This is a genomic window from Thioalkalicoccus limnaeus, from assembly GCF_041197575.1.
Classification (GTDB): domain Bacteria; phylum Pseudomonadota; class Gammaproteobacteria; order Chromatiales; family Chromatiaceae; genus Thioalkalicoccus; species Thioalkalicoccus limnaeus.
In genome coordinates this window covers 1-13,663 of the sequence record NZ_JBDKXB010000047.1, presented here as the reverse complement: position 1 = coordinate 13,663, position 13,663 = coordinate 1, and the positions used below count along the sequence as shown (strand labels likewise).

Sequence of the window (13,663 nt, the reverse complement as noted above, 5' to 3'; positions counted from 1 at the left end):
AATAGCGAAGAGGCTCGACCTGGTCGGCAACGCCGTACTGGCCGATGGCCGGCGAATCGGTGCTCGACGGATGTGGGCGCTTTGGTCGTCGCTCGGTGTCTCCAACGGCAATCGCGGAGGCCTGGCTACCGGCTCGTTCTTGTCGGCCTCCCGCGCCACCCGAGGCGCGCGGACTCAGCGAGACGAGAAACGGCCGGATGCATCGCATCCATTCAGTCGCGCGACGCGATCGTGCGGGCGGCGATGGGCGCGGTGCGCGCGACGCGCTCGAGCCCGTCGTAGTTGCCGTCAGCGGCGAGCCGATAGCCTTCGACCTCGCGCCGCGCGACGAAGACCTGGTCTTCGTACCACAGGGGGATGTAGGGCAGATCGCGCAGGATCTGGCGCTGCACCTGTCGATAGAGTTCCGCCTGGATCTCCAGATCCGGCTCTTGCCGGGCCGTGTCGATCAGGCGATCGACCTGGTCGTTGCGGTATCGACCGCGGTTGGCGCCGTCCGGCGGGGTCGCCGCGCTGTGGAAAGCGTAACGAAAGATATCCGGCGTGCGCAGCCCCACCCAGGTCAGGCCATAAAGCTGGAAACGACCGGCCTGTACATCGCCGAAGAAGGTACCCCAATCGTAGCTGCGGATCTCCAGGTCGATCCCGACCGCGGCCAACTGCGCCTGAATGACGGCGGCCAACCGCAGTCGGAAGGGGTCGCTCGATGTCTTGTAGATCAGGCGCAATGGATTCTCCGGACCATGGCCGATACGTGCCAGCCAGGCCTGCGCCCCGGCCGGATCATGCGGCGGCACCTCGAAGTCGGCGCCGGCCCAATGGGTCGGCGGAAACAGTCCCGCCGCGGGCCGCGCCCCACCCTGAAACAGATACGCCAGGATCGCATCGCGATCGATCGCGGCCGCGATGGCCTGGCGTACCTCGTTGCGGCCGGTCGACGGATCCTCGAGGTTGAAGCCGAGATACGAATAGTTGACGCCGTCGCGGCGCTCGACCCGGACCTCGTCGCGCCGGCGCAGGTAGCCGATCAATTCCGGCGACAGGTCGTTCTGCAGCATGTCGACCTCGCCGCGCAACAGCTTCATGACCCGGACATTCGGATCCCGAACGCCGATCAGCTCGAAGGGCTGGCCGTCGCGCCGCCGTTCGAGCCGCAGCCGCGCCGGCTCGGGCCAATCGATCAGGCGAAACGGACCGCTGCCGATCGGCGCCCGCGCAAAACCGTGCCCCGCTTCGATGCGCGCCGCCGGCAAGATGCCGATCCCGAGATAGGCTGGAAACAGCGGATCCGGGGCATCCAGATGAAAATCGATCTGCTCCGGCGCCTCGCTCTGGACCGACGCGATCAGGCTCAGCGTTGCCCGGTGCGGCGACAGGCTCGCCGGATCCAGGATCGATCGATAGGTCGCCACGACATCGGCGGCGGTCAGGCGCGTGCCGTCGCTGAAGACCCGGCCCTCCTCCCCGAGCGTGAACCGGTAATGGGTCGGCGTCAGTGCTTCCCAACTCGCGAGCGATGGCACCGGCAGGCTGCGTTCGTCGAACTCGATCAGGCGGCGATAAAGGAGTCGATTGACCCGCTCCGAGGCCGCGTCAGTCGCGAGCCGCGGATCGAGATTCCGCGGCGGACTGATCAGGGCCAGGCGCAACGGGGCGTCGACCGGTTCCGGATCCGGCGCCGTGCAGGCGCCGATCAGCAGCGACACCAGGACGAGCACGACACCGAGCCGACCCCGAACCGCACACGCTGCTGGATTAGCGGGACCCGCCCGATCACGGGCCGGCGCGCGCGACATCGATCTGTTCATTGAGCCGGATCCCGCAACCAATTTCGGTAAGGATGCCGCGCCAAATTGACATTGTAATAACGCGGGTCGCCACTGACCTCCGCACCGAGCCAGGCCGGGTGTTCAAAGACCTCGTCCTCGGCCGTCAGCTCGATCTCGGCCATGACCAGTCCCTCGTTGGCACCGGCGAAGACGTCGAGGTCCCAGACGTGCCCCCCCACGCGGACCCGATAGCGTGTCTTCTCGATCGGTGGGGAGACCGCGAGCTCATGCAGCATCGCGGTGGCATCGGCGACCGGGATCGGGTACTCGAATTCGCTGCGACGGACCCCCAAGGTCGCACCCTTGATCGTCAGGAACGCCTGTCCACCGGCCACGCGCACACGAACCGTAACGCCGGCCTGGTTGGTCAGATAGCCTTGCATGAGGAGGATCTCGGACTCGGCCGCACGGCGCCATGACGCGCCGACTACCAGAAACTTGCGTTCGATCTCAATCGCCATCGCGATCACATTACCAGAGCGGGCTCAACGACTGACCGGCCATCGTCACAAAGTCCCGCCATTGTAGACCAGCCCCACCCCAACGGCGCATGACCACACCGGGTGTCTGCTGCGCACGAACGTAGCGGTTGCGTTCCTCCCAGCATCCTGCCGCACCGGCCATGCTATGCTTCCGACCGATGAAAGAATCCTCGATGAAACGCACGTCGGCGGCCTACCACCTCTTTTCTCGGGTCATCTATGCGCTAGCGAGCATCGCCTTGACCCTGATCAGTATCGCGATGATCGTGGTGGCTGGACTCGACGTCTGGGACTCGGCTCGCGCTGGAGAACCCTTAACGCATTCGATGCTCGACGGCATCGGTCTTGTCGTGGTCTCGCTGGCGGTATTGGATGTCGCCAAGTATCTGATGGAGGAGGAAGTCCTTCGGGATCGTGAACTCCGCTCCGCAACCGAGGCACGCAAAACCCTGACCAAGTTTCTCGTCATCATCATCATTGCCCTGACCTTGGAGGCCTTGGTCTTCGTCTTCAAAGCCGGCAGCGAGGACCTGACCCTCCTTATCTATCCTGCCGCGTTGCTCGCCATGATCTCGCTGATGGTCGTCGCGCTCGCCTTCTATATGCGCATAAGCTCCAAGACCGAGAAACAACTCGGCGACGACGACGTGTCGCTGCCCGAATCCTGAATAATCGAGCCGCGGGATCGCCGGCCAGGTGCCTTGATCAGTCTCCGCCATTAACGCACGCCGCGCGGAGGCCGAACGTGTGGCTTTCCTCGCAAGCGAGACGAAGACAGCAGCCGTCGTTCAGGCGTTACGCGAGCGGTTGGAGCGAAAGCGCGCCACCAATACGACCCGAGCAGCCTTTTCAGGGCCTCCCGGTCCTGGGTCTCCGGATCCAGCCAGGCCGTGAAGTCCTCCGGGTCGAGCAGTACCGGCATGCGGTCGTGGATCGGCTCCAGGCGCTTGTTGGCGAAGGTCACGAGGATGGTGCAGGACTCGATGACCTCGTCGCCATCTGGATCCTTCCAGCGCTCCCAGAGACCCGCCATGGCCATCGGCGCGCCATCGCTCCGGGAAATGAAATAGGGCTGCTTGATCTTGGTGCCCGGCTGGGCCTGCCACTCTTAGAGGCCCTCGGCCGGGATCAGGCCGCGGCGCTTGCGAAAAGGCTCGCGGGCGTGACGCCGGTCCTCTCGCACACGTCCTCTATGCAAGCGAAGATGTTGAGGCGGACGTCGCTGAAATAGGCTGCCAGAACAGCCATGGGGAGTCGATGCACCGTACTGGACTTACCTGGCTCGGCGGCTCCTCGACCGCGGCCACGGGGTGTTCGCATCCGTCGATCCTACGCGGTGCATCGTCCCTGTGGATCGCGCCACGATCGGGATCCCGGCCGATCGTGACCGCAGCGGGCAGGGCCGCAATCCAGCGCCGGAGGGCTGGTGTCGCGACCGGGAAGGCGTCGGTCCGTCCGTTTGGCATGTTGCTGATCGCTGGCGTCGAGGGAAGCGCGTGATTGTCGGCGCCCGGAGGGTGCTCGTCCACTTGGTGCGCCGTGCCGCGCCCCGGCCGGTTCGCCGGCGTCCTCGCTCCGGTCGCGTTCATCGATCAGGTGCCGTGACAGGCCACGCTCCTTGAGGGTAGCCGTGTCTCGGGACCGAGCGACTAGGTCGGGAACCGCAAACGACCCAATGCAGACACTAACCGCTCGCGGCCGACTGGCGGGAAGGGAATAGAAAGCCGCCACCGGGCCTAGCTGAGATCGACTCCGGCGTCTCAACGCAGGATGAACCTACTTGCCCCTCATCGCTGGCCACTTTTGTCGCTCGTCTCAGGCCAGAACAAGGCCAAGTCGCCGATTAGTGGCTTCACAAAGGGCAATCGCAGAACGTCCAGCGCCGCGATGGCGTGCGCTCTCGCCTCGTTCAGCCAGGAAGTCAGCGATTGCGGAACAGCATGCTCCAATGGGTCGCCCAAGTCCCATGCCCCGAGTTTGAGTTGGTTGAGCGTTTCCAATACCACCTCATCCCGCACCAGTACCAGTTTGCCGTCGTCATGCGCGGTGACGCCGGCAACGACTTGACGCACCTGCCCATTCTGGCCGGTGACGGCGTCCTGGAACTGGAACACCGCCAATGGGGAGCGAAGATCCCTGAGTCGAGTCAGGGACCCCTCCCATTCGCCCGCCTGGGACAGCGCCCGGTCGAACAGTTGGTGGCCTACCCCAACGATCCGCTTCGCCTCCTCGTTGTCGCCGGGATTACGGCGAAAAATCAGCCCTTCATACCGTGAGCGGATACCCGGGGCCTTGAGCCATTCCTCCGGCGTCTTGAAGCTAAAGACGCCATCGTCCCGCTCCGGCCGTCGGCGGTTTCGCACCAGCATGCCATGGAAGAAGGGGATGAGGTCGGGGAGGTCTTTGCGCGGTACGTCGTCCAGTTGGGAGAGGTCGAAGCTTTGGCAATGCCCCACTAGGTCCAAGACAGTAGAGATGGCAGACCGCCCCCGAGATTCCCGGTCTTCGCATCGAACCAGGCGTCGAGCCGGTCGGCACCGACGGTCTGCCCCTCCGCGAACACCCCGTTGAAGAAGGCAGGCCCGGTCATGCCCAACGCCATTTGCATCAGGTCCTCCGACTCATCCATGGCATGACTGAGGCCCTCCATGATGTGGCCGAGCCTCTGCTCCAGCTTGCCCCAAATCCGAGCCTCGCCGGTGTGGGGGTTGCGGACCGTGACCACCTCGACGGGCCGCGTCTGTCCATAACGATTGAGGCGCCCGACTCGCTGATGCAGGCGCATCGGATTCCACGGCAGGTCCACATGGATCAAGGTGTGGCAGCGCGCCTGGAGATCGATACCCTCACCGCCGGCCTCGGTGGAGACGAGAAACCGCCGTTGGCCCTGGTTGAACGCCTCCGCGCTCGCCTTTCGGCTACCCGTGAGCACGACCTCCTTGCCGGATGGCAGGCGCACGCCCGGCTGGCGGTCGTCCCCGTTGATGAAGCCGACGGCCCCCTGACCGAAATGCGCCATGAGGGTCGACACCGTCAGGGCCTGGGTGGCCTTGTACTCGGTGAAGAGCAGGACGGAGCCGGGTAAGCGGCATCGATGATCTCGCCGATGCGTTGGATCTTGCTCTCCTCCCCGATGGCCTCGGCCGCATCAAGCAGCGCCTTGAGGTGCGGGAACTCGTCCTCCATGAGTTGGAACTTCTCGCGATTCGCCCAGCGATCCAGGGCATCGAACAGCTCCTCGTCCTCGTCGTCCTCGGGACGTGCCACACTTCCCTGCTCTTCCCGGAACTTCGCAACATCTCGTTCAATGTTGGCGGGGCGCTTGCGCAGGGCCGCACGGATGGCCGCCACGGAGCTCGAGGCGATCTTCTGCATAGCGATCAGGACCAGGGCCACCTGGCTTCGCCCGCTCTGATCCAGTCGGGAGGCATAGGCGTTGCCGGCCAGAATGAACCGGGTCAGGAGGCGATAAAACTCCGCCTCGGCCTCGCTGTAGCTGTAGGTCTCCGGGCGATTGACGACAGGCTGGAAGAGCCGCTTACCCGCCATGTCCGTAACCTTCTGCTTGAAGTTCCAGATCAACGTCTGGCGGAGCAGGGGCAACTGCTCGTGCTCGGGACGTTGGGGGTCGGAGCAGGCGCATCAGGGACCAGAAGCCGTAGGGCTTGCCTCGGTGTGGCGTGCCGGTGAAGAACAGGCAGGACTGGACCCGGTCCTCGGTCACCAGGCGTTCGACGAATCGATAGCCCTGGGTCTTGCCGGTCTCCACATCGGCATTGAGGTGGTGGGCCTCATCGACGATCAGCATGTCCCAGGGCTGCGCATCCAGGATCCGATCATGCCGGCCCTTACGGTCGCTGCGCAGGGTCGGCAGCGAGGCGACCACCTGGTTGTGGGTACTCCAGAAGTCGGCCCTGGGCGTGTCAACCTCTGGGCGGTACATGGACAGGCGGATGTCGAACAAGGTACGCAGCCGGTACTGCCACTGCTCGACCAAGGAGGCCGGGGTGAGGATCAACAGGCGCCGGACCTTGCCGCTGGAGAGCAAGGGCCAGAGGATAAGCCCGGCTTCGATGGTCTTGCTCAATCCTACGTCGTCCGCGATCAACAGCCGCATCGGCCATTGTTGCAAGGCCCGGTGGCACACCCAGAGCTAATGGGGCAGGAGGTGGATGCGGGAGCGAGAAGATACCCCCCAGGAATCGTTCAGCGAGCGGATCGCCGCCGCCTGCGCCTTGAGCGTGACGTCCAGCGCCGGGGACCAATGGCCCAGGCGGGCCGCCTCGGCCAGGGCGATACGCCGGGTCAGGGTCGCGGTCTCGCAGGACTCGATGCGGTCGCCGAATCGCACGATGACCGTCGCGCCCTGATCGAGGATGACGGTCCCGGTGCCGAAGCGCGGGTGCTGAACCTGTCGATCCTTCTCGTACATTGCGATAGCGCTAGGGTCAGCCCACCGGGAGCAACGCGATGCCGCAGCCCGGTGCGGCGTCTGCCAGCCGGCGATCAAGGGTCGCCAGGTCCGCCGGCAGCCGTTTGGCGACCGCCAGATACAGGGCGTCGCCTGCCCGCAAGGGCCAAGGACCGTCCATCAACAAGGCCTCGGCGCGAAAATCGGCAGGCTCGATCTCCGTCATGCCCAGGCTGGACGACACGAAGCGCTGGAAGAGGGCAAGGGCCTGTCGGCGGGTCGCGCGGTCCAGCACGCCGGTCCGCTCCTTGATGGCCCCGACGCTGGCCATCTCGGTTAAGGTCCAGGCGGAGATGATGAGCCCGCCGTGGCGCGCCGCCTCGATCTGGCTCAGCACGAGCGCCGCATCGGGCTCCCGAAAAAAGATGGCCCCCAGGACCGAGGTGTCGAGGTAAATCACAGGAGGTCGCGGTCCCGCAGTTCCGCGACCCTCGCCGCGGCTACGGCCGGGGCCGCATCCACCCAGGCGTGCAGCGCCTCCCAGCCGACCGTCTCCGGCGCGGTCGGCTCCCTGGTTGGCTCGGGGACCAGCCGCGCAACGGCCTTGCCGCGACGGGTGATGACCACCTCAGTCCCCGACTCCACGTCGTCGATCAACGCGGACAAGTGGGACTTGGCTTTGGCGACAGTCGCAACCTTCATGGCGGGGGTCCGGTGGGTGGGCTGGGGCAGAAGTATCGGTCGGATTTGGCTGTACGACAAACTGCGGCGCCTGGCACAGGATTCCAAAGGGCCCGGCCTTCCGGCGACGCACCCTACCTTGACCGATTCCCGCCAGCGACAGCGGGTCTGCACCCCTCAGGGCCGGAATACCTGCTCCTGTACACCCGGGTCTCGGGCAACCAAGCGCAACGGGATGTCGTAGGCCCTGCCGAAGATCGCCCCCTCATCGCCCAGGTGGTGGCACAAAAGGTCGTGGATGTCCTTGGACGATTCGCCTCGAGGCGGGGCCGTCGTTGTTTGGCTTCTCGTGCGCTCGAATCAGTGCCGATGCGCCGACGGCTCGCCTGGCGTCGCGGCCGATTCGTCCTCCGCGTGATAGTAGACCCAGGCACCACACTCCAGGCATTGCCAGGCCGGCCGCGGCACGGGGAGCGGTGCGTCCGGGATCACCGCGCGACCGTCCTCGAGGGCGGCCAGAACGGACGGGGTAACGGGCGATCCGGGATTGAGGACCAACGCCAGTTGTCGTGAGCGGCAGGCCGGGCAGGTCCGGTGCTGGCACCGGCGGGCGCTGCTCGGCTCGAGCGGCTGACCACTGGGATCGTCGGGTTCCATGGCGTGGATCTCGATTTCGGCCGATCCCGAGTCTAGATCATCTCGAGGGGGTCGGGCGCACGACCGTCGATCACCATCCACATTGGCTGTGGTCGAACCTGTGGATAACGCCCGTTATCCGATCGTAACGAACAGCCCCGGAAGAACTTCCATCAGTTCGACCAGAAAATGGTCAGCACCGTGGTGGCGCACGGCTGATCACATCCTCTGGTAGCGCTCGACGTAGGGGTTGCCGGCCCCTTGGAGGCGGCGGATTCGGCGGTTGCGCTCGATCTCCCAAGCGTCGGGCGGATCGAGGTTGTTCCAGGCCGCGAAGAGCTGCTCGTCCTGGCGGCTGAGCCGAAAGCCGTAGGTGTCGCGCATGTAGAACATGATCCGGGCGATATCGCCGCGCACGGCCGCCGGTGGTTCGACACGGCGCAGGCCGGCGTCGATGCGGATCTCGCAGGGGTTGAAGGTCTGCCCCGAGGAGAGGCGGCCCCAGTTGTGGTTGGAGCGGGCGGCGTTGATCGCGCCGACGGCGGGCACGAGGTTGTGCAGGTCGTTGTAGGCGGCGGTGAAGACCGGATCGACGCGCTCGCAACAGGCGCGTCCGGACAGGCGCCCGCTCCCCGTCGTGCACTCCGGGAAGGTCCCCGGATCGCGCCAGCACGGCCGGTAGTGGCCGAACTGCGAGGCCGGGAAGACGTGCTCGGCCTCGACGCGCCCAGCGCGCGCCTGACCAGCCAGACTCTCGATACCACAGCGGGCGAGATCGGTGCGCCCATCGCGATCGAACGGGCAGCCGCAATAGAAGGTCGTCCAGCGCCCGCTGTAGACGGTGTCGTAGAGGAGCCCTCGGGTGCTGCTGAAGCTCTCGGCCACCCGCGGCAAACCGTCGGGTGCCGGACCCGAGGTGCCAAGCGGCCAGCGGTGGGCGACCCAATCGCTGACGTCGCCACCGAGATCGGCGAGCGACAGCTCGGTGATCGCCGTCACGCCGTTCCAGGCCCCGTGGCCCGTATCGCGGACGAGGTCGGTCAAAAGCTCGCGGATATCGCGGGCGATCGCGACGGCGCGTTGCCCGTGCTCGGGCCAGTCGGTGATGAGCGAGGCGGGCAGCCAGGAGACGGCGAGGACCGGGGTCAGCAGGATGACGGGCGTGATCAGGCGGCGCAGACGACCAGGCCGGGCGGCCTTTGCTCGGGTGGTCCGAGCGCGGGGTTTCTTCGTCGGGCGGCGAGGCATGCGGCGGGTACGGCGACAGCGGTGCGAAACCGCGGCACTCTAGCAGAGATCGGCGACGAATAGTGGATGCGGAGCGCGCTCGAGGAGCTGCTCAGTGGGAGGCGGAGGGCTTTGGCCAGGCGCCGTCAGGCGCCCTGGCCTCTTGAGGGGATGGGAGTAATCCAAACAGGCCGTGACCTTTTGGAGCATAGCGACCCGCGTAGCGGCTGTGGGGTCCGGGGCACACCCCGGATGAGAACAGGTCGGGGCCTGGCGCGGGCCTGGCCGGCACCGGCGCTGGCGGCTACAGCCTGCATCGAATAGCTGCCGCGAGCGCCGGTGCCGCGAAGCCAGGGCCGTGACAGGCCACGCTCCTTCGCTTCCAAGAGCGCCAGTCGAAGCCCGGGAGCGCCGTGCCACCGCGCCGGGCCGGGGAGTGCGTCGTCTGCCGGCTACCCCTGCGCCAAGTGCCGACAGGGCCGCCTGCACGTGATCGCGCAACTTGCCCCCGCGCCGCCAGGGCTGGAAGCCGCCGGAGGCACCCTCATAAACACAGCCTGAAGCAACATGGCTAGAGGCAGTCCCGACCGACAGCCCCGCGAGGGGCTGCGGTGGCGTGCGCCCTGCGGCTGGATCTTGCACCAAAATGGCGCCAGAATGGCCACAACTCAGACGCCACAGGGAGCGAAAGTATGGCTGATGAGACCCCGCCGGACATCATTTCCGCCCGCGCCGGTGCTCAGCGCACTCCGCCGCGGCCACTGCGCGCAATACATTTCCCTATAGATCGTTCCGTGCCAGCCTGACGGGCGGCTTAGTCCAACAGACATTTATCCACCATGCTGCGCACGGCGGATGAATGCTTATAAGTTAGCACTCACTGTTGAAGAGTGGGGAAGAGGACATCCACCATTCTGTTGACACCCCCGCCCGAACCGCCTAGCCTCTGATTCGTCAATCCAATCAAGGAATAAGGAGCATTCCTATGACCCGAGCCAGCAGGGAACTCGTTCATCCGGAAACTACCCCTACTACCACTGCATCGCGCGCTGCGTGCGCCGGGCCTATCTGTGCGGACAGGATTCGTTCTCGGGAAAGAGCTACGAGGACCGCAAGGGCTGGGTGCTGGAGCGCTTGGAAACGCTGGCCGCGGTCTTTGCGGTCGATATCTGCGCCTACGCGGTGATGTCCAACCACTACCACCTGGTGGTGCGCCTGGACCGAGAGCAGGCACTGGCATGGTCGGAACAAGACATCATGGATCGCTGGGCGCGCCTGTTCTCACTGCCCGTGCTGGTCGCCCGCTACCGGGCCGACGAGACGGTCACGACCGCCGAGGCCGAGCAGGCCCGGGCCCTGATCGCCGGGTGGCGCGAGCGCCTGTGTGACCTGTCCTGGTTCATGCGAAGCCTCAACGAGCATCTGGCCCGCCGGGCCAACGAGGAAGACGGCTGCAAGGGGCGTTTCTGGGAGGGCCGGTTCAAGAGCCAGGCCCTTCTGGACGAGGCCGCCGTGCTGACCTGCATGAGCTATGTGGATCTCAATCCGGTGCGTGCAGGTGTGGCCCAAACCCCGGAAGCATCCGACTTCACCTCCATCCGGCAGCGTATCGCCGAGTACGCCGGATCAGGCGGGAACCACCCACCTGACAGGCACGCATCACAAGGGCCGCACCTGATGGGTCTCGACGGCACGTCCGCCGGGGATCACCCCAACCACATTTCCTTCACCTTCGAAGACTACCTGCAGCTGGTGGACTGGGCCGGGCGGGCGATCCGGGAGGACAAGCGTGGCGCCATTCCGGGACACCTTCCGCCGATTCTTGCGCGGCTCAATCTCAGCCCCGAGCACTACCTTTGTCATATCAGGCGGGGTGGACGGGGCCACCACGTGGCGGCGCTTGGGCACGTCGATCGACTCCGCGAGGCGCCCGAGCGTCTCGGGCGGCGGTTTCTCAAGGGGTTGGGTCAGGCCCAGCGGCTTTATCAGGTGCCGGGCTGACCACGTGTTGCGAACAGGATGATGGCGAGGTGACACTGAAGAAATTGGGTGTCCTCGCTCGCGTCCGTCATAGATGTAGACCCGTCCTTGTCGCTCCAGCCTCAACTGGTTCTCGCTCGGGCTGAGCAGGCGGCTGATCTGCCAGTTCCTGGCCTTGTCGTCATCGCCGGGCACCGGCTCGGCTCACGCGGAAGCCAGAAAGGCGCCGAGTGTGAGTATTGCAATTGCCGGTATGTATCGTGTCATGGTCGTGACCCTCATGGCATTGTTCACGACGGTCCATCGGAAAATGAATCAACCAGCTCACTCCTGCTGATCTTGCTTTCACTGCTGATCTCCCGGCTCGCATCAACTCCGAGGGGTCTCGCGGGTGCTGATCCCCGCCCGCGGGACCCCGGGAGTGACGGTCACCGCGGACTCGTTGTTCCACCTGTCGCGCGCGCGGTCACCGTGTCGGGGGTGATTGCGCAATCGACAAGATTCGATTCATGCCAGCACTGATCGTTGGCCCTTGCCTGATCCATGTCCGGTTTGACGGCGCAGTCGACCAGATCGGGGCCGTGAAAGCACTGGTCATCCGAAGCATTCAAGGTGGCCGGCGCCGGCGCGTCGGCCTTGACCGGCATTGCGGCCATGAGCAGAACTGCCAGCGGAAGAAGCGCAAATGGGGTTTTCATGGTCCTGTCCTCCTGATCAATCAACCGCATAACGCGGCAGGTAACGGCCCGGCGCTCAGGACTCACGATCCCGGACCAAACGCACCCGGCGTCGAACAGGGTTTCCGTCCGCATTGCGTAGGTCATGGTCGTGCCCCTCGTTTCGGTGCCGTGGGTTGACGTTCCATGGCCCTTTTGGGGGCCATGTTGGGCACACGTTAACCACCGGGACTGGTCTACACTAAAGTCATTCAGGGCAGAAAACGGACGGATCGGCCATGACGAATCCACATGAGGGGCTCACAGTAGCCCTGCTGGCGGTTCCGGAGTCCATGGCCTCCACGCTCTACGGCATGTACGACATGTTGGGCTCGACCCGGCGGGATTGGGATCTGCTCATCAACGGTGTTTCGGGCGAGCCACTGATTCGCCCTTTGATCGTCTCCGCGGACGCACGGCCCATCCGCAGCCGAAGCGGGCTGACCATTGCGCCGGGGCATTCGCTGGCCGACTGCCCGCACGTGGACGTGGTGGTGGTGCCGGGCCTGATGATCGCGCCGGGCGAGGACATCGCCGGCCGCTACCCGCTCGAAGTGGCCTGGCTGCGGGAGCGCTACGCCGAGGGAACGCTTCTCGCCACCTCCTGTACCGGGTCGATGATCCTCGCCGAGACCGGTCTCCTCGACGGTCAGGATGCCACGGTGCACTGGGCCTACAGCGACGCCATGGCGGCGCGCTGTCCGGCCGTGCGCTTGCATCCCAACCGGGCGTTGGTGATCGCGGGCGAGGGGCAGATCATTCTTGGCGGCGGCGGCACCGCTTGGCAGGACCTGGCGCTGTTCCTGATCGCACGCTTTTTCGGCGTCGAGGAGGCGATGCACGTGGCACGGCTGCATCTTGTGGACTGGCACCACGTCGGCCAGCAGCCCTTCGCGGCGCTTGCCCGTCACCGCCAGGCCGGGGATGCCGTCATTACCGATTGTCAGGAGTGGATCGCGCAGCACTACGATCTGGACACCCCCGTGGCCGAGATGGTGCGCAGGAGCGGGTTGTCCGAGCGCTCGTTCAAGCGGCGTTTCGCGCGGGCCACCGGCATGTCACCGCTGGAGTACGTGCATACGATGCGCCTGGAGGAATCCAAGCAGCTGCTGGAGACGACGGACATGGCCGTGGAGGCCGTGGCCAATGAGGTGGGCTACGAGGACGCGAGCTTCTTCGGGCGGCTGTTCAGGCGCAAGGTCGGCATCACGCCGGCGCAGTACCGCCGGCGCTTCGGCACGCTGCGCAGGGCACTGGCGCAGCAACAGGGGGAGACGGCCCACATGCCGGGGATGAGGACTGTGGGCTGAGTGGCGGATGCGATGGTGTCGGACCACGGCAACCTTCGGCGTATGCGGGGACAGGATACCTGTTTCACTTTTGACGAGCCTTATGCTCGGAGCGTGCCGGCGCCGGCGACTGCCCCGTAACGGTTTCCATGTCTTCTGCGAAGGCTCCGTTGCCGGGCGGTCTCCCGGTACGGGTGTGTTCGAGAGGGGGTTGCAGGGACAACGGGCATGTTGTCCGCGGAAAGCCCACATGCACCTGATGTCCAAACCTCCGCTTCGCTACGATTTGTCCACCCGTGATGGCGGGCGTTTTGGCGTGAGTTTATCGCCATTGGTGTCTGTGCATCTGTCACAAGCCTTCCAGAACGATAGCCGAAGCCCAGGAGCGCCGTGCCACCGCACCGGGCCGGGG

14 protein-coding genes and 2 pseudogenes are annotated in these 13,663 nt (G+C 65.5%); 3 read left to right on the top strand and 13 right to left on the bottom strand.

What is annotated here, in order from left to right:
* Window positions 1-212: 212 nt before the first annotated feature.
* Both ABC977_RS17520 and ABC977_RS17515 read right to left on the bottom strand, forming a co-directional pair.
* Window positions 213-1,808, bottom strand: a complete 1,596-nt coding sequence (locus ABC977_RS17520; RefSeq protein ID WP_369668567.1) for an ABC transporter substrate-binding protein — start codon at window positions 1,806-1,808, stop codon at window positions 213-215.
* Window positions 1,805-2,290: a CYTH domain-containing protein gene (locus ABC977_RS17515; protein WP_369668566.1), complete on the bottom strand. Its 486-nt coding sequence runs from the start codon at window positions 2,288-2,290 to the stop codon at window positions 1,805-1,807. Before ABC977_RS17515 ends, ABC977_RS17520 begins: the two co-directional genes overlap by 4 nt.
* A gap of 194 nt (window positions 2,291-2,484) precedes the next feature.
* Between ABC977_RS17515 and ABC977_RS17510 the strand changes: the two genes are divergently transcribed.
* On the top strand, window positions 2,485-2,979 hold the full coding sequence (locus ABC977_RS17510) for a hypothetical protein (RefSeq protein WP_369668565.1): 495 nt from the start codon (window positions 2,485-2,487) through the stop codon (window positions 2,977-2,979).
* A 50-nt stretch (window positions 2,980-3,029) separates the two neighbouring features.
* Here the strand turns inward: ABC977_RS17510 and ABC977_RS17505 are convergent.
* The 10 genes and pseudogenes from ABC977_RS17505 to ABC977_RS17460 all read right to left on the bottom strand — a co-directional run.
* Window positions 3,030-3,407: pseudogene (locus ABC977_RS17505) on the bottom strand (SOS response-associated peptidase family protein); the annotation flags it as partial.
* A 691-nt stretch (window positions 3,408-4,098) separates the two neighbouring features.
* Window positions 4,099-4,767 carry a hypothetical protein gene (locus ABC977_RS17500; protein ID WP_369668564.1) on the bottom strand — a complete coding sequence of 223 codons (669 nt, stop codon included), beginning with the start codon at window positions 4,765-4,767 and terminating at the stop codon, window positions 4,099-4,101.
* A complete protein-coding gene (locus ABC977_RS17495; RefSeq protein WP_369668563.1) occupies window positions 4,767-5,330 on the bottom strand; it encodes a helicase-related protein in 564 nt (187 codons plus the stop codon). Before ABC977_RS17495 ends, ABC977_RS17500 begins: the two co-directional genes overlap by 1 nt.
* Window positions 5,331-5,344: 14 nt before the next feature.
* Complete coding sequence (locus ABC977_RS17490; RefSeq protein WP_369668562.1) at window positions 5,345-5,860, bottom strand: hypothetical protein; 516 nt, start codon at window positions 5,858-5,860, stop codon at window positions 5,345-5,347.
* Window positions 5,850-6,398 carry an SNF2-related protein gene (locus ABC977_RS17485; RefSeq protein ID WP_439849208.1) on the bottom strand — a complete coding sequence of 183 codons (549 nt, stop codon included), beginning with the start codon at window positions 6,396-6,398 and terminating at the stop codon, window positions 5,850-5,852. The genes ABC977_RS17490 and ABC977_RS17485 overlap by 11 nt, the downstream gene beginning before the upstream one ends.
* Window positions 6,399-6,464: 66 nt before the next feature.
* Window positions 6,465-6,743, bottom strand: a complete 279-nt coding sequence (locus ABC977_RS17480) for a hypothetical protein (RefSeq protein WP_369668561.1) — start codon at window positions 6,741-6,743, stop codon at window positions 6,465-6,467.
* A 16-nt stretch (window positions 6,744-6,759) separates the two neighbouring features.
* Window positions 6,760-7,182: a type II toxin-antitoxin system VapC family toxin gene (locus ABC977_RS17475; protein ID WP_369668560.1), complete on the bottom strand. Its 423-nt coding sequence runs from the start codon at window positions 7,180-7,182 to the stop codon at window positions 6,760-6,762.
* Window positions 7,179-7,424: a type II toxin-antitoxin system Phd/YefM family antitoxin gene (locus ABC977_RS17470; protein ID WP_369668559.1), complete on the bottom strand. Its 246-nt coding sequence runs from the start codon at window positions 7,422-7,424 to the stop codon at window positions 7,179-7,181. The genes ABC977_RS17475 and ABC977_RS17470 overlap by 4 nt, the downstream gene beginning before the upstream one ends.
* Before the next feature lie 339 nt (window positions 7,425-7,763).
* Window positions 7,764-8,060: a hypothetical protein gene (locus ABC977_RS17465; protein WP_369668558.1), complete on the bottom strand. Its 297-nt coding sequence runs from the start codon at window positions 8,058-8,060 to the stop codon at window positions 7,764-7,766.
* A 198-nt stretch (window positions 8,061-8,258) separates the two neighbouring features.
* A complete protein-coding gene (locus ABC977_RS17460; protein WP_369668557.1) occupies window positions 8,259-9,287 on the bottom strand; it encodes an endonuclease in 1,029 nt (342 codons plus the stop codon).
* 964 nt (window positions 9,288-10,251) lie between these two features.
* On the opposite strand from ABC977_RS17460, the pseudogene ABC977_RS17455 reads away from it, so the two are divergent.
* Window positions 10,252-11,267 (top strand): annotated as a pseudogene (locus ABC977_RS17455) (transposase).
* A gap of 407 nt (window positions 11,268-11,674) precedes the next feature.
* Here the strand turns inward: ABC977_RS17455 and ABC977_RS17450 are convergent.
* Window positions 11,675-12,070, bottom strand: a complete 396-nt coding sequence (locus tag ABC977_RS17450) for a hypothetical protein (RefSeq protein WP_369668556.1) — start codon at window positions 12,068-12,070, stop codon at window positions 11,675-11,677.
* A gap of 131 nt (window positions 12,071-12,201) precedes the next feature.
* Here ABC977_RS17450 and ABC977_RS17445 point away from each other — a divergent pair, with 131 nt between their 5' ends.
* On the top strand, window positions 12,202-13,272 hold the full coding sequence (locus ABC977_RS17445) for a GlxA family transcriptional regulator (protein WP_369668555.1): 1,071 nt from the start codon (window positions 12,202-12,204) through the stop codon (window positions 13,270-13,272).
* Window positions 13,273-13,663 lie beyond the last annotated feature (391 nt).